Origin of the sequence: Streptomyces lacrimifluminis, assembly GCF_014646095.1 — a bacterium.
Classification (GTDB): domain Bacteria; phylum Actinomycetota; class Actinomycetes; order Streptomycetales; family Streptomycetaceae; genus Streptomyces; species Streptomyces lacrimifluminis.
In genome coordinates, this window is record NZ_BMMU01000006.1 from 214842 (window position 1) to 232151 (window position 17310).

At 70.6% G+C, this 17310-nt stretch carries 19 protein-coding genes and 1 pseudogene; 11 read left to right on the top strand and 9 right to left on the bottom strand.

Annotated elements, in window-relative coordinates; translation table 11 throughout:
* The first annotated feature begins 185 nt into the window (after nucleotides 1-185).
* The gene (locus IEY89_RS12365; protein WP_189147397.1) at nucleotides 186-1856 is read left to right on the top strand and encodes an AMP-binding protein; all 1671 of its coding nucleotides are present in this window, start codon (nucleotides 186-188) and stop codon (nucleotides 1854-1856) included.
* A pseudogene (locus IEY89_RS40575) lies at nucleotides 1853-2237 on the top strand (AMP-binding protein); the annotation flags it as partial. The gene IEY89_RS12365 and the pseudogene IEY89_RS40575, both read left to right, overlap by 4 nt.
* Before the next feature lie 101 nt (nucleotides 2238-2338).
* Here the strand turns inward: IEY89_RS40575 and IEY89_RS12380 are convergent.
* Both IEY89_RS12380 and IEY89_RS12385 read right to left on the bottom strand, forming a co-directional pair.
* Nucleotides 2339-2848: a GNAT family N-acetyltransferase gene (locus IEY89_RS12380; protein WP_189147400.1), complete on the bottom strand. Its 510-nt coding sequence runs from the start codon at nucleotides 2846-2848 to the stop codon at nucleotides 2339-2341.
* 71 nt (nucleotides 2849-2919) lie between these two features.
* Nucleotides 2920-3669, bottom strand: a complete 750-nt coding sequence (locus IEY89_RS12385) for a hypothetical protein (protein WP_189147401.1) — start codon at nucleotides 3667-3669, stop codon at nucleotides 2920-2922.
* Nucleotides 3670-3881: 212 nt separating this feature from the next.
* On the opposite strand from IEY89_RS12385, the gene gcl reads away from it, so the two are divergent.
* Entirely contained in the window at nucleotides 3882-5666 is a 1785-nt protein-coding gene (gcl, locus tag IEY89_RS12390; RefSeq protein WP_189147402.1) for a glyoxylate carboligase, read from the top strand.
* 270 nt (nucleotides 5667-5936) lie between these two features.
* On the opposite strand, the gene IEY89_RS12395 is transcribed toward gcl, so the two are convergent.
* Both IEY89_RS12395 and IEY89_RS12400 read right to left on the bottom strand, forming a co-directional pair.
* Entirely contained in the window at nucleotides 5937-6827 is an 891-nt protein-coding gene (locus IEY89_RS12395) for a 2-hydroxy-3-oxopropionate reductase (protein WP_189147403.1), read from the bottom strand.
* A 30-nt stretch (nucleotides 6828-6857) separates the two neighbouring features.
* Nucleotides 6858-7697: a TIM barrel protein gene (locus tag IEY89_RS12400; protein ID WP_189147404.1), complete on the bottom strand. Its 840-nt coding sequence runs from the start codon at nucleotides 7695-7697 to the stop codon at nucleotides 6858-6860.
* 259 nt (nucleotides 7698-7956) lie between these two features.
* On the opposite strand from IEY89_RS12400, the gene IEY89_RS12405 reads away from it, so the two are divergent.
* From IEY89_RS12405 to IEY89_RS12435, 7 genes are all read left to right on the top strand, one after another.
* On the top strand, nucleotides 7957-8868 hold the full coding sequence (locus tag IEY89_RS12405; protein ID WP_189147405.1) for a hypothetical protein: 912 nt from the start codon (nucleotides 7957-7959) through the stop codon (nucleotides 8866-8868).
* Nucleotides 8869-8992: 124 nt separating this feature from the next.
* Nucleotides 8993-9247 carry a YkoF family thiamine-binding protein gene (locus tag IEY89_RS12410; RefSeq protein ID WP_189147406.1) on the top strand — a complete coding sequence of 85 codons (255 nt, stop codon included), beginning with the start codon at nucleotides 8993-8995 and terminating at the stop codon, nucleotides 9245-9247.
* Entirely contained in the window at nucleotides 9244-9624 is a 381-nt protein-coding gene (locus tag IEY89_RS12415) for a helix-turn-helix domain-containing protein (RefSeq protein WP_189147407.1), read from the top strand. The genes IEY89_RS12410 and IEY89_RS12415 overlap by 4 nt, the downstream gene beginning before the upstream one ends.
* Nucleotides 9625-9796: 172 nt before the next feature.
* Nucleotides 9797-10309: a 2-oxo-4-hydroxy-4-carboxy-5-ureidoimidazoline decarboxylase gene (gene uraD, locus IEY89_RS12420; protein ID WP_189147408.1), complete on the top strand. Its 513-nt coding sequence runs from the start codon at nucleotides 9797-9799 to the stop codon at nucleotides 10307-10309.
* A 5-nt stretch (nucleotides 10310-10314) separates the two neighbouring features.
* Entirely contained in the window at nucleotides 10315-10755 is a 441-nt protein-coding gene (gene uraH / locus IEY89_RS12425; protein WP_189147488.1) for a hydroxyisourate hydrolase, read from the top strand.
* A gap of 7 nt (nucleotides 10756-10762) precedes the next feature.
* Entirely contained in the window at nucleotides 10763-11683 is a 921-nt protein-coding gene (gene pucL / locus IEY89_RS12430) for a factor-independent urate hydroxylase (protein WP_189147409.1), read from the top strand.
* 31 nt (nucleotides 11684-11714) lie between these two features.
* Nucleotides 11715-13088, top strand: coding sequence for an 8-oxoguanine deaminase (locus tag IEY89_RS12435; protein ID WP_189147410.1), 1374 nt, complete (start codon nucleotides 11715-11717; stop codon nucleotides 13086-13088).
* Between the two features lie 86 nt (nucleotides 13089-13174).
* Here the strand turns inward: IEY89_RS12435 and IEY89_RS41895 are convergent, their stop codons facing one another.
* The 5 genes from IEY89_RS41895 to IEY89_RS12460 all read right to left on the bottom strand — a co-directional run bounded on the left by IEY89_RS41895 (nucleotide 13175) and on the right by IEY89_RS12460 (nucleotide 16577).
* Nucleotides 13175-13261, bottom strand: coding sequence for a hypothetical protein (locus IEY89_RS41895; RefSeq protein ID WP_373287233.1), 87 nt, complete (start codon nucleotides 13259-13261; stop codon nucleotides 13175-13177).
* A gap of 219 nt (nucleotides 13262-13480) precedes the next feature.
* Nucleotides 13481-13903: an acyl-CoA thioesterase gene (locus tag IEY89_RS12445; protein WP_189147411.1), complete on the bottom strand. Its 423-nt coding sequence runs from the start codon at nucleotides 13901-13903 to the stop codon at nucleotides 13481-13483.
* A gap of 131 nt (nucleotides 13904-14034) precedes the next feature.
* Nucleotides 14035-14682, bottom strand: a complete 648-nt coding sequence (locus IEY89_RS12450; RefSeq protein ID WP_189147412.1) for a hypothetical protein — start codon at nucleotides 14680-14682, stop codon at nucleotides 14035-14037.
* Between the two features lie 86 nt (nucleotides 14683-14768).
* On the bottom strand, nucleotides 14769-15320 hold the full coding sequence (locus tag IEY89_RS12455) for an HAD domain-containing protein (protein ID WP_189147413.1): 552 nt from the start codon (nucleotides 15318-15320) through the stop codon (nucleotides 14769-14771).
* A 48-nt stretch (nucleotides 15321-15368) separates the two neighbouring features.
* Nucleotides 15369-16577, bottom strand: coding sequence for a pyridoxal phosphate-dependent aminotransferase (locus IEY89_RS12460; RefSeq protein WP_189147414.1), 1209 nt, complete (start codon nucleotides 16575-16577; stop codon nucleotides 15369-15371).
* A gap of 87 nt (nucleotides 16578-16664) precedes the next feature.
* Here IEY89_RS12460 and IEY89_RS12465 point away from each other — a divergent pair, with 87 nt between their 5' ends.
* Nucleotides 16665-17309 (top strand): winged helix-turn-helix transcriptional regulator, encoded by a 645-nt coding sequence (locus tag IEY89_RS12465; RefSeq protein WP_189147415.1) that lies wholly within the window; start codon nucleotides 16665-16667, stop codon nucleotides 17307-17309.
* The last annotated feature ends 1 nt before the right edge of the window (nucleotide 17310 follow it).

Here is a 17310-nt window from a genome sequence, read left to right on the forward strand (position 1 = left end):
CCCGCTGGACCTTCTCCGTCTCGACTGTGCCCGCTGCCACGTCATCGCCTCCTCGTCGTGGCCCGCTCGTGGTGTGTTCGCCGGTCGTACGGGCACGCACCCCCGTTCGGGGGTAGTGAGACCAGCATCACGGACTGCACGATGGCAGAGAGTCGCCCGGCCATGGCCGGGATCGAGGAGGACTGATGACGACGGTGACCGAGCGCTTCCGCGAGGCGCGGGACTTCCTGCTGGCCCACCGCGAGGACTACGCCACCGCGTACGAGGGTTTCAGCTGGCCGCGCCCCGAGCGCTTCAACTGGGCCCTCGACTGGTTCGACGTCATCGCGGACGGGAACGACCGCACCGCCCTGCACATCGTCGAGGAGGACGGCTCCGAGGCCAGGGTGTCCTTCGCCGAGATGTCCGCCCGCTCCGACCGGGTCGCCAACTGGCTGCGCGATCTCGGGATCCGCCCCGAGGACCGCGTCCTCGTCATGCTCGGCAACCAGACCGAGCTGTGGGAGACCGCCCTCGCCGCGATGAAGGTCGGCGCCGTCGTCATCCCCGCCACCCCGCTGCTCGGCCCCGCCGACCTGCGTGACCGGGTGGAGCGCGGCCGGGTCGCGCATGTCCTGGTCCGGGCCGAGGACACGGGCAAGTTCGACGAGGTGCCCGGCCGCTACACCCGGATCGCGGTGGGCGGCGCCCCCGAGGGCTGGCAGCCGTACGAGGACGCGTACGAGGCGCCCGCGGAGTTCACACCGGACGGGCCGACCCACTCCGACGATCCCCTGATGCTCTACTTCACCTCGGGCACGACCGCCCGCCCCAAGCTCGTCGAGCACACCCATGCCTCGTACCCCATCGGGCATCTGGCGACCATGTACTGGATCGGCCTCAAGCCCGGCGACGTGCATCTGAACATCTCCTCGCCCGGCTGGGCCAAGCACGCCTGGTCCAACCTCTTCGCGCCCTGGACCGCCGAGGCGACCGTCTTCATCCACAACTACACGCGCTTCGACGCCACCCGGCTGATGGCGGAGATGGACCGTGCGGGCGTCACCTCCTTCTGCGCCCCGCCGACCGTCTGGCGCATGCTCATCCAGGCCGACCTGACCCAGCTGCGCACCCCGCCGCGCGAGGTCGTGGCCGCCGGTGAGCCGCTCAACCCCGAGGTCATCGAACAGGTGCGCCGCTTCTGGGGGGTCACGATCCGGGACGGCTTCGGCCAGACGGAGACCGCCGTCCAGGTCTCCAACAGCCCGGGCCAGCCGCTCAAGACGGGCTCCATGGGCCGGCCGAGCCCGGGCTACCGGGTCGTCCTCCTCGATCCGGTCTCCGGCGAACCGGGCGCTACCGAGGGTGAGATCGCGCTCGACCTCTCCCACCGCCCGGTCGGCGTGATGACGGGCTACCACGGCGACGCAGACCTCACGGCGGAGGCGATGGCAGGCGGCTTCTACCGCACCGGGGACATCGGTTCGCAGGACGCGGACGGCTACATCACGTACGTCGGCCGGTCCGACGACGTCTTCAAGGCCTCCGACTACAAGATCTCCCCCTTCGAGCTGGAGAGCGCGCTGCTGGAGCACGAGGCGGTCGCGGAGGCCGCCGTGGTCCCCGCGCCGGACGAACTGCGCCTGGCCGTACCGAAGGCGTACGTCGTGCTCGCGGCGGGCTGGGAGCCTGGACCCGGCACCGCGAAGGTGCTGTTCGAGCACAGCCGCGAGGTCCTCGCCCCCTACAAGCGCCTGCGCCGCCTGGAGTTCGCCGACCTGCCCAAGACCGTGTCCGGCAAGATCCGCCGGATCGAACTGCGTGAGGCGACGGCGGCGGGCTCGGCGGACGAGTACCGCGAGGAGGAATTCCGGTGAGCCAGGGGGAGGGGGAGACGGCGGCGCCCGAACCGGCGTACCCGCACGGCACGAGCGGCACCGTCCTGCGCGGCGACACGATCGGCGCCGACCCGGAGCGGACGGTCGCCTCCGGACCGCGAGGCGCTCGTCGACGTACTGTCGGGTCGTCGCTGGACCTCACCCCGATTCGCCGCTGACGCCGACAAGTTGGCGTACGCGCTGCTCGCCGCCGGGGTTGCCCGGTGTGACCGGGTGGGGAGCCGGGCGGTGGTGAACACCGATCCGGCGTACCGCGCGCACAAGGTCGTGTACGTGCTGCGGCAGGCCGGAGTCTCCGTGCTCCTCGCCGCGCTCGGCCGCGAGGCGAGCGACTGCCGGGCGATGGCCGACGAAGTGCGCGCCAGCTGACCGGAGTTGAGGCGAAGGGTGTCGGGGAAGATGCGGAAGGCGGAGCTGCGGGAGAGCGGTACGCCGGGGAGGCGTGACCGGGCGGGCGTCGATCAGGGCCTGCGCATGCAGACGCGGGGCCAGCGGTCGAGGCCGTGCTCGGCCTCCGTGGCGCGGATCTTCCGTAGACCCGGGGTGAGTTCGGCCTCGCCGAGGGCGCGGAAGCCCAGGCGGGCGTAGTAGGGCGCGTTCCACGGGACCTCGGTGAACGTCGTCAGGGTGAGGTGGGTCAGGCCTTCCTCGTGGGCGCGGTCGGCGGCGTGGGCGAGAAGTGCCCGGCCGATGCGGCGGTGCGCGAAGTCGGGCTGGACGGAGACCTGTTCGATGTGGAGGGCGCCGTCCACCGGTTCGGCGATCAGATAGGCCAGGGGGTGGGCATCGTCGTCGGGGGCGACAGCGACCCAGGCACGGCCCGCTCGCCGGTACCGCTCCAGCGCGTCGAGGGCGGGCGGCTCGTCGTCCGCGATCTCCGCCATCCCGAACTCGCGGTAAGGGGAACCGGCGGCGCGTTCGATGGCGCGCAGGGCGGGGAGTTCGGCGGCGGTGGCCGGGCGGATGCGCATCTGCCCAGTATCCGACGGGGGCGCGCTTCGGGCGCGCGGATATCCGGTCGCCGGCGAGGAGGCCCGGGGCCTCAGACCCCGGTGGCGTCGAGGTCGTCGGCCGGGCTGTTGACCGGCTGCGGCGTGCCGGTGAGGTCGAGGACGAACAGGGGGACGCCGAGGTTCTCCGCTCGGGCGCGGGCCTCGTCCTCGTATCCGGCGAGGGAGAAGTAGACGCAGTCCGAGGACTCCGTCATGGCCGTCAGCCACAGGCATTCGATGTCCCGCAGCGACGCCGGGCTCACCGTCGGATCGACCTGCGCCAGGACTCCGCGGGCGGCGAGCCCCACGCCGGACGGGGGCCGCTGGTCCGCGCGGCGGATGTCCTGGTAGCCGAGCCAGCGCAGATAGAGGGCGGCGGCGGTGACCGCGTCGCGTGCGGTGCGGATGGTGACGGGCTGGAAGGCGCGCCGGGGGCGGGCGGAGGAGCGGGGGGTGCGCAGGGCGCCGGGGACCTTCGTGGCGCCGGGCGGGGGCTGGGCGTCCTTCGTCCGTGGGTCTGTCGGTCGGGTGTCCGGGGCGGGACGGGTCACCGGGATCCGCAGGACCGTGCCGCACGGGCAGCCCAGTTCGGGGTGCGGCCACTGGTCCCCGCGTCCACAGGCCGCGCAGCGCACGGTGACCCACTGCTCGTCCCAGACGCGGTGGGTGACGGCTGTCGCCGGCGCCCGTTCGTCGAGCGACGGGCTGACCGGCGCACCGCACGCGCACGGATAGGAGGGCGCCGCGTACAGATGCTCGCGCAGGCAGGCCGGACACCGCACCGGCATGCTCTCGGCCATGACCAACTCCACTACGTGACGTCGGGGTCGGAGCCCCATCGTGCTCCACCGGACCCCCGCTTGTCCGTCTCTTGACGGCCTTCGCGAGCCCACTTACATTATTTCCAGATAGTAGAAAAGAAATTCCGCAATGCGGAAACTCTGAGGCATGGTCACGGAGGCTTTCTCTCTCCGCGGGGCGCGACGGGAGTACGAATCCGAGGAGTTGCTCTATGGCTCGTATGACCGCTGCCCGTGCGGCAGTCGAGATCCTCAAGCGGGAGGGCGTCACACACGCGTTCGGTGTTCCCGGCGCGGCGATCAACCCCTTCTACGCGGCGCTCAAGGCCTCCGGCGGGATCAGTCACACGCTCGCCCGCCATGTCGAGGGCGCCTCGCACATGGCCGAGGGCTACACGCGCACCCGCCCCGGCAACATCGGTGTCTGCGTGGGCACTTCCGGCCCGGCCGGCACCGACATGATCACGGGGCTGTACTCCGCGACCGGGGACTCGATCCCGATCCTCTGCATCACCGGCCAGGCGCCCACCGCCGTGCTCCACAAGGAGGACTTCCAGGCCGTCGACATCGCCTCCATCGCCCGGCCGGTCACCAAGATGGCCACCACCGTGCTGGAGGCGGCCCAGGTCCCCGGCGTCCTCCAGCAGGCCTTCCACCTCATGCGGTCGGGCCGCCCCGGACCGGTGCTGGTCGACCTGCCGGTCGACGTCCAGCAGACGGAGATCGAGTTCGACCCGGAGACCTACGCACCGCTGCCCGTCCACAAGTCGGCCGCGACCCGCGCCCAGATCGAGAAGGCGCTCACGATGCTGAACGCCTCGCACCGGCCGCTGATCGTGGCCGGCGGCGGCATCATCAACGCCGACGCGGCCGAACTCCTCGTCGAATTCGCCGAGTTGACGGGCATCCCGGTCGTCCCCACCCTCATGGGCTGGGGCACACTGCCGGACGATCACGACCTCAATGCCGGCATGGTCGGCCTCCAGACCTCGCACCGCTACGGCAACGCCACCTTCCTGGAGTCCGACTTCGTCCTCGGTATCGGCAACCGCTGGGCCAACCGGCACACCGGCCGGCTCGACGTCTACACGACCGGCCGCACCTTCGTCCACGTCGACATCGAGCCCACCCAGATCGGCCGCGTCTTCGCCCCCGACTACGGCATCGCCTCCGACGCGAAGGCCGCGCTGCAGCTTTTCGTCACGGTGGCAAGGGAGTTGAGGGACGCGGGCGGCCTTCCGGACCGCTCCGAGTGGGCGGCGGCGACCCAGGAACGAAGGGCCCGTCTCCAGCGGCGTACGCACTTCGACGACATCCCGATCAAACCGCAGCGCGTGTACGAGGAGATGAACAAGGCATTCGGCCCCGAGACGCGGTACGTGACGACGATCGGCCTCTCGCAGATCGCCGGCGCGCAGTTGCTGCACGTCCACCGCCCCCGCCACTGGATCAACTGCGGCCAGGCCGGCCCTCTCGGCTGGACCATCCCGGCCGCTCTGGGCGTCGCCGTCGCCGACCCGGAGGCGTCCGTGGTCGCCCTCTCCGGCGACTACGACTTCCAGTTCATGATCGAGGAGTTGGCGGTCGGCGCCCAGCACCGCATCCCGTACATCCACGTGCTGGTGAACAACTCCTACCTGGGCCTGATCCGGCAGGCGCAGCGCGCCTTCGACATCGACTTCCAGGTCAACCTGGAGTTCGAGAACCTCAACTCGCCCGAGCTGGGCGCCTACGGCGTCGACCACGTCAAGGTCGCCGAGGGCCTCGGCTGCAAGGCGATCCGGGTGACGGACCCGGCCGAACTGGCCACCGCCTTCGAGCAGGCCAGGAAACTCGCGGCACAGCACCGGGTCCCGGTGGTCGTCGAAGCGATCCTGGAACGCGTCACGAACATCTCCATGTCGACGACCAACGACATAGGGAACGTGGAGGAGTTCGAGGAGATCGCGACCGAGCCGGGCCATGCGCCGACGTCGATCAGGACGCTGAGGATCTGACGCCGAGGACGCTGGAGGCAAGGAAGGAGGGGGTGCCCATGGGCACCCCCTCCCTGTTTCCCCCGTTGGTCCCCCGTTGTTCCCCCGTGCGGTGTTCCCGTTGTTTTCCGTGCTGACCACAATGTGCCCGGCCCCGGGGGTTGTTGAAGCCCCCGGGGCCGGGTTCAGAGCTGGATTTGAGGTTTCCGGGTGGTGCCAACGCCTGGGCGCGACAGGACAGTTGTCAGCGGTGGCGCCACCCGGAAGATCAATGGGAGGAACGGGAAGGTGTCAGACGCCGGCGCCCGACAGGCGTTCCACGGCCCGGAGCAGGGCCGAGTGGTCCAGGCCCCCGTCGCCCTGCGCCCGCAGGGACGCGACGAGTTGGGCGACCACCGCGCCGACCGGAAGCGCGGCACCGACCGTGCGGGCCGCGTCCGTCACGATGCCCATGTCCTTGTGGTGGAGGTCGATACGGAAGCCCGGGGCGAAGTCGCGGTTCAGGAAGTTGTCCTTCTTGCGCGCCAGCACCGTCGAGCCGGCCAGCCCGCCGCCCAGCACCTCCAGCGCCGCCTTCAGGTCCACGCCCGACTTCTCCAGGAAGACCACGGCCTCGGCGCACGCCTGGATGTTCACGGCGACGATCAGCTGGTTCGCTGCCTTCACCGTCTGACCGGAGCCGTGCGGTCCGCACAGCACGACGGTCCTGCCGAGCGCCTCGAAGAGGGGCAATGCCGTGTCGAAGTCGGCCTGTTCACCGCCGACCATGACGGACAGCACGGCCTCGACCGCGCCCGCCTCACCACCTGAGACGGGCGCGTCCAGCACCCGGACGCCCTTCTCTGCCGCCGCCTTCGCCAGATCCACCGACGTCTGCGGGGTGATCGACGACATGTCGACAAGCAGGGTGCCGGGCCGCACGTTCGCCAGGATGCCCCCGGGGCCGTACGCGACCGCCTCGACCTGCGGTGACGCGGGCACCATCGTGATCACCACGTCGGCGTCGCGCACGGCCTCGGCGATCGAGCCCGCAGCTGTGCCGCCGGCGGCGACAAGGCGGTCGAGCTTGTCCTGTTCCAGGGTGAAGCCGGTGACGTCGTAGCCCGCCTTGATCAGGTTCTCGGACATGGGGGAACCCATGATGCCGAGGCCTATCCAGGCGATCCTGGGGAGATTGCTCATGGCGGGGCACCTCTCTGCTGCTCGGTGATGTCAGGGGGTGCGGCGCGCTTCGCGCGGCAGCCAGTCGAACGCCTCGGCGCTCGGCCGGTCGCCCGGCCTGTACTCCAGGCCGACCCAGCCCTCGTAACCGGCCTTCCGCAGCCGGTCGAGGTGGTCCGCGAGGGGGAGCGTGCCGGTGCCGGGGGCGCCGCGGCCGGGGGTGTCGGCGATCTGGACGTGGCCCGTCTTCGCGGCGAACCGGTCGATCACCGAGGGGAGATCCTCGCCGTTCATGGACAGGTGGTAGAGGTCCATCAGGAAGCGCGTGTTGTCGAGGCCGGTCGCCAGGTTGACCCTGTCGGCGACCTCCACGGCGGCCGGGGCGCTCACCAGCGGATACCGGGGTGACTCCACCCTGTTGAGCGCCTCGACGAGCAGGAGCGCCCCGATGCGGCTCGCGGCGCGGGCCGCGAGCACCAGGTTCTCCAGTGCCAGCGCGTCCTGCTCTGCCGGGTCCACTCCCTCGATCCGGTTGCCGTACAGCGCGTTGAGCGCGCCGCAGCCGAGTGACCCGGCCAGATCCGCGGCCACCTCGATGTTGGCGCGGAACCGCTCCGACTCCTGGCCCGGCACCGACAGGGCGCCCCGGTCGGGGCCCGGCAGCTGTCCGGCGTAGAAGTTCAGGCCGGTGAGCCGGACGCCGGCGTCCTCGATCGCGGCCCGCAGGGAGTCCAGCTCGGACTGTGCCGGGGTGGGGGAGTCGAGCCAGGGCCACCACAGCTCGACCGCGCGGAAACCGGCGGCCCGGGCCGCCGCCGGGCGCTCCAGGGGCGGGAGTTCCGTGAAGAGGATCGACAGGTTGACGGTGAAGCGCTGCTCTGTGAATCCCATGGCCGTCGACGCCTCCTTGTATTCCGTATTACGGAAACAGTTTTCTGTTTAATGGAAGACTGCCGTCGGGTCTTGCGGCTTGTCAAGAGGGCTCTCCCAAGTGGCGGGGCGGGAAGGGGGCGGTTACACAGGGTTCAACGTTCATATGAGCGGGGCGCACGGTTCCCGTGTGTCAGTGCACTGAAGTTGTGAGGCAAACATGGCCGTCGAGCCATTCCCTGCCTGCCCGGAGAGCTCCGGAACAGGCGAACCCCGTCCCGTGACCCGCATCCGCACGGACGACCTGGTGCGCACCGTGGTCGTCGCGAGACCCCTGGACGATGTCGTCCAGCTCGTCACCCTCCTGGAGCAGTCGCCCGACGGTGTGCCGACCGCGGCGACGGTCCTGCGCGTCGCGGCGGTGGCGCGCTCCGTCGAGGACGTCTCGCGCCTGGTGGATCTGCTGGGCCCGCCGGCGCACAGCGTCGACCGGATGGACGAGGCGATCCGGACAGCTGTCGAACAGCGGCCGGTGGCCGAGGTCGGCCGCCTGGTCGCGCTCCTGCACGCGGCCCCGCACTCCGCCCACGTGAAGGCCCAGGCGGTGCAGGCCGCCGCCACCAGCAGGCCCGTCGAGGACCTGGTGCAGTTGATCGGCCGCATCGACGATGACCGTGACCGTGACCGTGACGCGGATCCCGTGATCGCGCACACCGCGCCGCGGGGCGAGGTGGCGGTGGCCGGAGCGGGTGCCGGGAGGCGCGACGTCCTGTGGCTCCGCCGGGTTGTCGCCGCCCTCGTCCTGCTCTGCGGCGCGGCGCACTTCCCGCTCGACCGGGTCGACGCGCCGAGGTACGGCCTGGCCGCGTCGCTCGGCGTCTCCGCGCTGTGTCTGCTGGGAGGTGCGGCGCTGTGGTTCAGCCGGTCGTCGGCCGTGGCCGCCGCGGCCCTGGTCGTGTCGGGCGCGCTGGCCGTCGCCCATCTGCCGGGCGCGCACATCGACGCGGAGGCACTCGCCTACGTACGGCAGGCGGGCGGAGCCGCTTCCCCGCTGCCCGCTCTGGCGGCCTGTGTCGCGACGCTCGCGGCGCTGACCGTACTGGCCGTGTCCCTCGCCCGCCGCCGACGTGGCACCGGTGCGCGCGACACCGTCCCCGACCCTGTCCTGAAGGTGAACTCCCTTCGTCTGTAGGGCGGTTCGGGTGAGGGGTGCCCGCTCTTCGGAGTGGGCACCCAGCACCGCTGAATGTCGCGGGGGAGTCCGTTAGGGTCGTGTCCGAGCGGCTGGGACACGACCTGACGGAAGAATGGGCACAGTGCGACTGCGAGTGGAGTTCACGACCGAGCCCTTCGATCTCGACGAGGCACCCGCGCACGCGCTGGTCGCCCGCGAGGTCATCGAGGCGGCCGAGCTGGACACGGTGGACGTAGGCCCGTTCGGCAACACCGCCGAGGGGCGCGCCGACGCGGTGCTCACCGCCCTGGACGCGCTGCTGCGCAGGACCCTGGAGGCCGGCGCGACCCGTGTCTCCCTCCAGGTCAACGTGATCGACGGGGACGGCGACCGGTGACCGGCGCCGGGGACGGGTCCGTCGCCGCCGCCTTTGTCGCGGCCGTGAAACCGCTGGTCGACGCCATGGGTGGCGAGCTGGTCGCGCCCGGCCTGGCAGGTCCCGATGATGTCGTGCTCGCCTGGGAGGGCGCCGACGTGGTCGCCGTACGCCTGCCCCAGCTCGCCGACTCGCTCGATCACATCCTGGCCGCCCTGGAGCGCGGACACGGCAAGCCGCTCGCCGAACTGGACCGCAAGGCCAAGCAGGAGATCGTACGGATACTCGAGGCCCGCGGCGCCTTCTCCGTGCGGCACGGGGTCGAGACCGTGGCGAGCGCCCTAGGGGTCAGCCGCTTCACGGTCTACAACTACCTGAACCGCGAGAAACAGGCCTGACGGGTCCCGGGTCCCGGGTGACGGATCCGGGGCGACGGCACCGTAACCCGGAATTTTCAACAAAGTGTTGACGTCTTGTCGTCGGAAGGCGTTAGCTGTGGGCAACCAGCCCGGCGTGCTTTCCGCACGCACCAGCACGCACCCAGCACGCACAAGGCCACGGAGGTCTGCCGTGACGTCGAGTACGACCCCTGGCGGCCTCGCCCGGTTCAACGCCCTGGAGGAGTCCGCGGCCCGCGCCACCCTCCACGAGGCCTGCGCCTCGACGGCCTGGGGGCGGGACCTGCTCGCGAAGCGCCCGTACGCCACCGCCGAGGACCTGTACACGGCGAGCGACACCGCGACGGCCGGGCTGACCGCCGACGACCTCGCCGAGGCGATGGCAGGGCACCCGCCGATCGGCCGCCCCAAGCCCGGGGACCCGACCTCCGCCCGCGAACAGCGCGGCATGGCCGGCGCCTCCGAGGAGCTGAAGGCGGAGATGCTCGAACTGAACCTCGCCTACCAGGAGCGGTTCGGGCATGTCTTCCTGATCTGTGCGACCGGCCGGACCGGCGAGCAGATGCGCGACGCGGTGCGGGAACGGATCGGGAACACGCCGGAGCGGGAGCGGGAGATCGTCCGCACCGAACTGGGGAAGATCAACCGCATCCGGCTCGGCAACCTCGTACAGGAAGAGCAGTGACAGACATGAGCACCGACGCCACCGAAACCGCCGACCCCACCGCCTTCGTCGCCTCCGTGTCCACGCACATCCTGGACACCAGCGTCGGCCGCCCCGCCGCGGGCGTCGCCGTCCGGCTCGCCGCGCGCAGCGGGCAGGGCGCCTACGGGCAAGGGGGAGCCTGGCGGGCGCTCGGCGGCGGCGCGACCGACGCCGACGGGCGGTGCAAGGACCTGCCGGCACTGCCGGAGGGCACGACCCACGTGCGGCTCGATTTCGAGGTCGAGCCGTACCTGGAGAAGAAACAGGCCGATGCGCAGCAGGACGCCCCCGCGAATCGGGACAGCGGTGCGGCGGGAGCGTTCTTCCCGGAGGTGGCGGTCACGTTCGCCGTCGTACCGGGCGAGCACTACCACGTACCGCTGCTGCTCAACCCGTTCGGCTACTCCGTATACCGAGGGAGCTAGCAGCATCATGACCGATTCAGCCGCCCAGGCCCGCCCCGTCTTTCTCGGGCAGAACCAGTACGGCAAGGCCGAGAACCGCGTCGTGCGCGTCACCCGCGACGGCGCCACCCACCACGTCAAGGATCTCAACGTCTCGGTGTCGCTCTCCGGCGACATGGACGAGGTCCACCTCTCCGGCTCGAACGCGAACGTCCTGCCGACGGACACCACCAAGAACACGGTGTACGCCTTCGCCAAGGAGTACGGCATCGACTCCGCCGAGCAGTTCGGCGTCCATCTGGCACGGCACTTCGTGACCAGCCAGGAGCCGATTCAGAAGGCGCGCATCCGGATCGAGGAGTACTCCTGGGAGCGGATCGAGGCGGCGGGCGAGGGCGAGCACTCCTTCGCCCGGCAGGGCCAGGAGACCCGGCTGACCCAGATCACGTACGACGGTTCGTCGTGGGAGGTGGTCTCCGGGCTCAAGGACCTGGTCGTGATGAACACGACCGACTCCGAGTTCTGGGGCTACGTCAAGGACAAGTACACGACCCTCCCCGAGGCGTACGACCGCATCCTGGCGACCCAGGTGTCCGCGCGCTGGCGCTTCAACTGGTCCGACGAGGAACGGGAGATGCCGGACTGGGAGGAGTCCTACACGCAGACCCGGAAGGCTCTGCTGTCGGCCTTCGCGGAGACCTACTCGCTCTCCCTCCAGCAGACCCTCTTCCAGATGGGCGCGCGGATCATCGAGCAGCGCGAGGAGATCGACGAGGTGCGGTTCGCCCTCCCCAACAAGCACCACTTCCTGGTGGATCTGAAGCCGTTCGGGCTGAAGAACGACAATGAGGTGTACCTCGCCGCCGACCGTCCGTACGGCCTGATCGAGGGCACGATCCTGCGGGACGGCGCCGAGGCGCGCATCCCCGCCGACCTCACCAACCTCTGACGCGTACCCGGAAGTTAAGGACGAACGAACGATGGTTCAACGCATCGTCATCGAGAACTGCGCGGTCGCGACCGTGGACGCCGCCGACACCGAGTACGCGTCCGGCCATGTGGTGATCGCCGGCAACCGCATCGAGTCGGTCGGCGCCGGAAAGGCCCCCGAGGGTCTGGCGGACGTGGTCCGGCGCATCGACGCGAGCGGGCATCTCGTCACCCCCGGACTGGTCAACACGCACCACCACTACTACCAGTGGATCACCCGGGGCCTGGCCACCGACCACAACCTCTTCGACTGGCTGGTGGCGCTCTACCCGACGTGGGCGCGCATCGACGAGCCGATGGTGCGCGCGGCGGCGCAGGGGTCGCTGGCCATGATGGCCCGCGGCGGAGTCACGACCGCCATGGACCATCACTACGTCTTCCCGAAGGACTCCGGAGACCTGTCAGGGGCGATCATCGGCGCGGCCCGCGAGATGGGCGTCCGCTTCACCCTCGCCCGCGGCTCGATGGACCGCAGCGAGAAGGACGGCGGCCTGCCCCCGGACTTCGCCGTCGAGAGTCTGGAGGGCGCGCTGGCCGCCACCGAGGCCACGGTCGACGAGCACCACGACCCCTCCTTCGACGCCATGACCCAGGTCGCGGTCGCCCCCTGCTCACCGTTCTCCGTCTCGACCGAACTGCTGCGCGAGGGCGCGGAGTTGGCGCGGCGCAAGGGCGTACGCCTGCACACGCACGGCTCTGAGACGGTCGAGGAGGAGCAGTTCTGCAAGGAACTGTTCGGCATGGGACCGACCGACTACTTCGAGTCCACGGGCTGGCTCGGCGAGGACGTGTGGATGGCGCACTGCGTCCACATGAACGACTCGGACATCGCCGCCTTCGCCCGGACGAAGACGGGTGTGGCCCACTGTCCGTCCTCCAACGCCCGGCTGGCGGCGGGCATCGCGCGCGTCCCCGACATGCTGGCGGCCGGCGTCCCGGTCGGCCTCGGCGTGGACGGCACCGCGTCCAACGAGTCCGGCGAACTCCACACCGAACTGCGCAACGCCCTCCTCATCAACCGCCTCGGCGCCCACCGCGAGGCCGCCCTGAACGCCCGTCAGGCGCTGCGCCTCGGGACGTACGGTGGTGCCCAGGTCCTGGGCCGGGCGAGGGAGACGGGGTCACTGGAGCCGGGCAAGCTCGCCGACCTGGTGCTGTGGAACCTGGACACCCTGGCCCACGCGTCGATCGCCGACCCGGTCACCGCTCTTGTCTTCGGCGCGGCGGCCCCGGTCACCGCGTCCTTCGTGAACGGCGAACAGATCGTCGAGAACGGGCGGTTGCTGCACGTCGACGAGGACGAGATCGCCCGCTCGACGCGTGCGGCGGCCCGGCGACTGGCCGCCATCGCGGCGCGAGCCTGAGATGCCCGGGACACCCGAAGCGCCTTGAACAGGGGCCCTGAAAGACCTCCGGCCGAGGGGGACGGCCCTCGGCCGGAGTCCCGCCGTCACCACCGGCCGTGTCGGCCGGTCAGCCAAGACGCGTGGGCGGTGTCCACACGGCTGGTGTCCTCATGGGCCCTCTCCTGCCGCATCGCCCACGCCCGGGCGTCGAGGAAGGCGTGCAGGTACGTCGTCCCGTCGTCCCGTCGCCGCAGTCGGCCGGGTTGGGCGCGTTCGCGCGGGCCCGTGCGCGGATCCCGCCGAAGGAGAGACTGTCCGTGCCGGGGCCGTGCATGACCATGCCGTGGCAGGAGGCAAACCGGCCAGTGTGCCGACGCCGTCCTTCTCGGCGAGGTCGCGGTGAGTGCCGGTCAGAGCCCGAACAGTCGCGGTTCCGACGCCAGTGCCCGGAAGTACTCCTTCGGGTCCGGGACGAGCTTGCGCGCCTTGAGGTCCATCAGTCCGCCGACCGCCGTGAGCTCCGCCGCGACCGTGCCGTCGGCCTTGCGGATCGTCTGCCGGATACGGAAGGTCTTCCCCTCGCCCCAGAGGAATTCGCAGGTCACCTCGACCTCGTCGCCCGCGAGCAGCTCCCGCTGATAGCGGATGGTGGTCTCCAGAGCCACCGGACCCACCCCTTTCGCCAACAGCCCGGCCTGGCTGACGCCCGCCGCGTGGAGCAACGACCAGCGGGCGTGCTCCGCGTAGTTGACGTACACGCTCTGGTTGACGTGCCCTTGCGTATCGGTCTCGTACCCCCGCACGGTCACCGGGACGGAAAACGTTTCGGCCACGACTTCCCCTTCAAGACTGCTCGACTTCATGGCTCATGACTTCACGGCGAGTGGTTCTGCGGCGAACAGGACAGGGGCCAGCGTACTGAGCGGTTGCTCACTGTCGTCAACCGCCTTCGTGGATCGGGCCGTTACGTCCGTCGGGGCGATGCCAGCAGATAGCGCGCGCCGGTACGCGGCTCGGTGTGCTCGCCGACCTGCCAGCCCGCCTTCTCCAGCGTGGCCGCGCAGGCCCGCAGCGCATCACCGTCGGGCTCCCGCACGGCGACGGCCTCCGGCTGCGGAGTCGCCCGCACCCGGTAGCCACCACCGGCACCGAACCCGTCCTCGGGCAGGTGGCCGGCCGCCTCCAGCGCCAACGCGGCGGCCTGCACCAGATGCGTACGCTCCCAGCCGCACGGACGGTCCATGGCCCCGTCCGTGTTGGTCATCCGGCGCAGCTCCAGCAGCCCCTGCCAGGCACTGTGCACCTCACGCGTCCGGGCGGGCCCGGCGGCCGGTATCTCCTCCTCGCCGCCCACCCGCGCGGCGAACACCCCGGCGGCCCCGGAAGCAGGGGTGGCCTCGGCGGGGGCAGGAGTGTCCGTGGGCCGGGCCTCCTCCCGGATCCGATGGCCCGTAGGCGTCAGGAAGTGGTCGTGCGGGGGCCGCGGGTGCCGGAAGGCGAGCCCTCGCTTGACCAGGGCGGCCAGCTGGAACTCCGTACCCCGCAGCCGTCCCGTGACAGGGTCGGCGGCGTCGATGACGCGTCGCTGGGCGGCGGTCGGCGGTCGGGTCATGGCGCACTCCTTCCCGGGCATCGGCTGATGCGGTCGGCGCCCGGTCGGTCGAGCGACCGGGCGCGATTCGACCCGTTCCTCGAAGACTACGACCCGGGTCCGACATCGCGAGCCCAGCGCTCCAGCTCGGTGAACTCGCGCTCCCGAAGACCCTTGCGCGGGTCGATCCGCAGAAGCAGTGCCTGCCCGGCGTGGTGTTCGGCCACGTGGCGGACGTCGAGGTCGGTGATCATGTCGTCAACCCAGGCGAAGGGGCGCCCGGCGGCCCACTCCACCACGCGTCGTGTCTTCCAGTTCAGCCCGTCGGGGTCCTCGGCGAACAGGTTGGTGAACTCGATGACCGGCAGGTCGGCAGGCAGCCCGATCACCGGGCCGATCATCTTGTTCGCCCCGTGCATCCAGGCCGTGGCCCAGGCCCAGGCCAGGTCGTACGGCAGGGCGAGCAACCGGGCACCGTGCCCCGGGTGCAGCCTCAGCCGCAGTCCCCGGCGGCGCCTCCGGGAGCCCGGTTTCTGCTTGGCCGACCATTTCGCGGGGTGCACCCGGCAGGTCACGTACCCCCGGTGGCGCAGGAGCCGGGCGCGGAACGGGTTGAGGGGGCCGTCGACGTCCAGGAGCAGCAGCGGTCGGTCCGTCATGGGGAGGGGTTACCCATGACGGACAGCGGCCGACCGCCCCGGCTGGTACTACTGCCGATAACCGCTCAGGAACCGGCCGATCCGGCTGATCGCCACCTCCAGATCGTCCGCGTACGGGAGGGTGAGGATGCGGAAGTGGTCGGGGGAGGGCCAGTTGAAGCCCGTGCCCTGTACGACCTGGATCTTCTCCTGGAGGAGCAGGTCCAGGACGAACCTCTCGTCGTCGTGGATCCTGTGCACGGCCGGGTCGAGGCGCGGGAACGCGTACAGCGCGCCCTTCGGCTTGACGCACGAGACGCCCGGGATCTCGTTGAGGCGTTCCCAGGCGCGGTCGCGCTGTTCGCGCAACCTGCCGCCGGGGGCGGTGAGTTCGTGGATGGACTGCCGGCCGCCGAGTGCTGCCTGGATGGCGTACTGCGCGGGCGCGTTGGGGCACAGGCGCATGGACGCCAGCATCGTCAGGCCTTCGAGGTAGCTGCGCGCGTGCTGCTTCGGGCCGGTCACCACCAGCCAGCCCGAGCGGAACCCGGCCACCCGGTACGTCTTCGACAGGCCGCAGAAGGTCAGGACGACGAGGTCGGGGGCGAGCGCGGCGGCCGAGTGGTGCACCTCGTCGTCGTACAGGATCTGGTCGTAGATCTCGTCGGCGAAGACCATCAGGCCGTGGCGGCGGGCCAGGTCGAGGATGCCCTCGATGATCTCCTTCGGATAGACCGCGCCGGTGGGGTTGTTGGGGTTGATGACGACCACGGCCCTGGTGCGGTCGGTGATCTTCGCCGCCATGTCGTCCAGGTCCGGGTACCAGTCGGCCTGTTCGTCGCAGAGGTAGTGGACCGCCTTGCCGCCTGCGAGGGTCGTGACCGCTGTCCAGAGGGGGAAGTCCGGGGCGGGGATGAGGACTTCGTCGCCGTCCTCGACCAGTGCCTGGACCGCCATCGAGACCAGTTCCGAGACGCCGTTGCCGAGGAAGACGTCGTCGACGTCGACCTCCAGACCGCGTTCCTGGTAGCGCTGGGCGACGGCCCGGCGGGCGGAGAGGATGCCGCGCGAGTCCGTGTAGCCGTGGGCCTGCGGCAGCATGCGGATCATGTCCTGGAGGATCTCCGGCGGTGCCTCGAAGCCGAAGAGCGCGGGGTTGCCGGTGTTGAGGCGCAGGACGCTGTGGCCCGCCTCCTCCAGTGCGTTGGCGTGCTCGATCACCGGTCCGCGGATCTCGTAACAGACCTCGCTGAGCTTGCTCGACTGCCGGAACTCCATGCGCTTACGCCCCTCCGGTTCGTGGTGATGCTTGGTTTTACCAAGTCTCCGCTTGGAAAGTCCAACAACATGTCTAGACTGCGTCGCATGTCACCTCGCCGAAGCTACGACCAGTACTGTTCCGTCGCTCGCGCCCTCGATGTCGTCGGCGACCGCTGGACCATCCTGATCGTCAGGGAGTTGCTGGCCGGTCCGCGCCGCTACACCGACCTGCAGACGGATCTGCCGGGCGTCAGCACGGACGTACTGGCGTCGCGGCTGAAGGACATGGAGCGGGACGGCCTCGCCACCCGCCGTCGGCTGCCTCCGCCGGGGGCCGCGTACGTGTACGAACTCACTGGCCGGGGAAGGCAGTTGCTGCCCGTGCTCCAGGCATTGGGGGAGTGGGGAGCGCCCGAGCTGGACGAGCGGCGCGCCACGGACGCCGTGCGGGCGCACTGGTTCGCGCTGCCGTTGCTGCGCGGGCTGGAGGCGGCGGGCGGGGTGAGCGGCGGGGGTCTCGTCGAAGTCCGGCTGGATGAGGGCGAGTTCCATCTGTACGTCGGCGCGGAGGATGTTCCGGTGTACGGTGCCGGGCCCGCCCCCGAGGAGCCCGACGCCCGCCTGTCGATGGACACCGGTACGTGTGCGGCGGTCGGCCGGGGAGACGTCGGTGTGCTCGACGCCGTACGGGACGGACGTGTCGAGGTGACCGGCGAGGGAACGTTCGCCAAGACCCTGCGGGAGGCCTGAC

Bases quoted from the DNA above. Each gene is read 5' to 3' on its own strand.
- IEY89_RS12365 (WP_189147397.1), top strand. From the start codon at position 186: ATGACGACGGTGACCGAGCGCTTCCGCGAGGCGCGGGACTTCCTGCTG.
- IEY89_RS12380 (WP_189147400.1), bottom strand. From the start codon at position 2,848: ATGCGCATCCGCCCGGCCACCGCCGCCGAACTCCCCGCCCTGCGCGCC.
- IEY89_RS12385 (WP_189147401.1), bottom strand. From the start codon at position 3,669: ATGGCCGAGAGCATGCCGGTGCGGTGTCCGGCCTGCCTGCGCGAGCAT.
- gcl (WP_189147402.1), top strand. From the start codon at position 3,882: ATGGCTCGTATGACCGCTGCCCGTGCGGCAGTCGAGATCCTCAAGCGG.
- IEY89_RS12395 (WP_189147403.1), bottom strand. From the start codon at position 6,827: ATGAGCAATCTCCCCAGGATCGCCTGGATAGGCCTCGGCATCATGGGT.
- IEY89_RS12400 (WP_189147404.1), bottom strand. From the start codon at position 7,697: ATGGGATTCACAGAGCAGCGCTTCACCGTCAACCTGTCGATCCTCTTC.
- uraH (WP_189147488.1), top strand. From the start codon at position 10,315: ATGAGCACCGACGCCACCGAAACCGCCGACCCCACCGCCTTCGTCGCC.
- pucL (WP_189147409.1), top strand. From the start codon at position 10,763: ATGACCGATTCAGCCGCCCAGGCCCGCCCCGTCTTTCTCGGGCAGAAC.
- IEY89_RS12435 (WP_189147410.1), top strand. From the start codon at position 11,715: ATGGTTCAACGCATCGTCATCGAGAACTGCGCGGTCGCGACCGTGGAC.
- IEY89_RS41895 (WP_373287233.1), bottom strand. From the start codon at position 13,261: ATGCGGCAGGAGAGGGCCCATGAGGACACCAGCCGTGTGGACACCGCC.
- IEY89_RS12450 (WP_189147412.1), bottom strand. From the start codon at position 14,682: ATGACCCGACCGCCGACCGCCGCCCAGCGACGCGTCATCGACGCCGCC.
- IEY89_RS12455 (WP_189147413.1), bottom strand. From the start codon at position 15,320: ATGACGGACCGACCGCTGCTGCTCCTGGACGTCGACGGCCCCCTCAAC.
- IEY89_RS12460 (WP_189147414.1), bottom strand. From the start codon at position 16,577: ATGGAGTTCCGGCAGTCGAGCAAGCTCAGCGAGGTCTGTTACGAGATC.
- IEY89_RS12465 (WP_189147415.1), top strand. From the start codon at position 16,665: ATGTCACCTCGCCGAAGCTACGACCAGTACTGTTCCGTCGCTCGCGCC.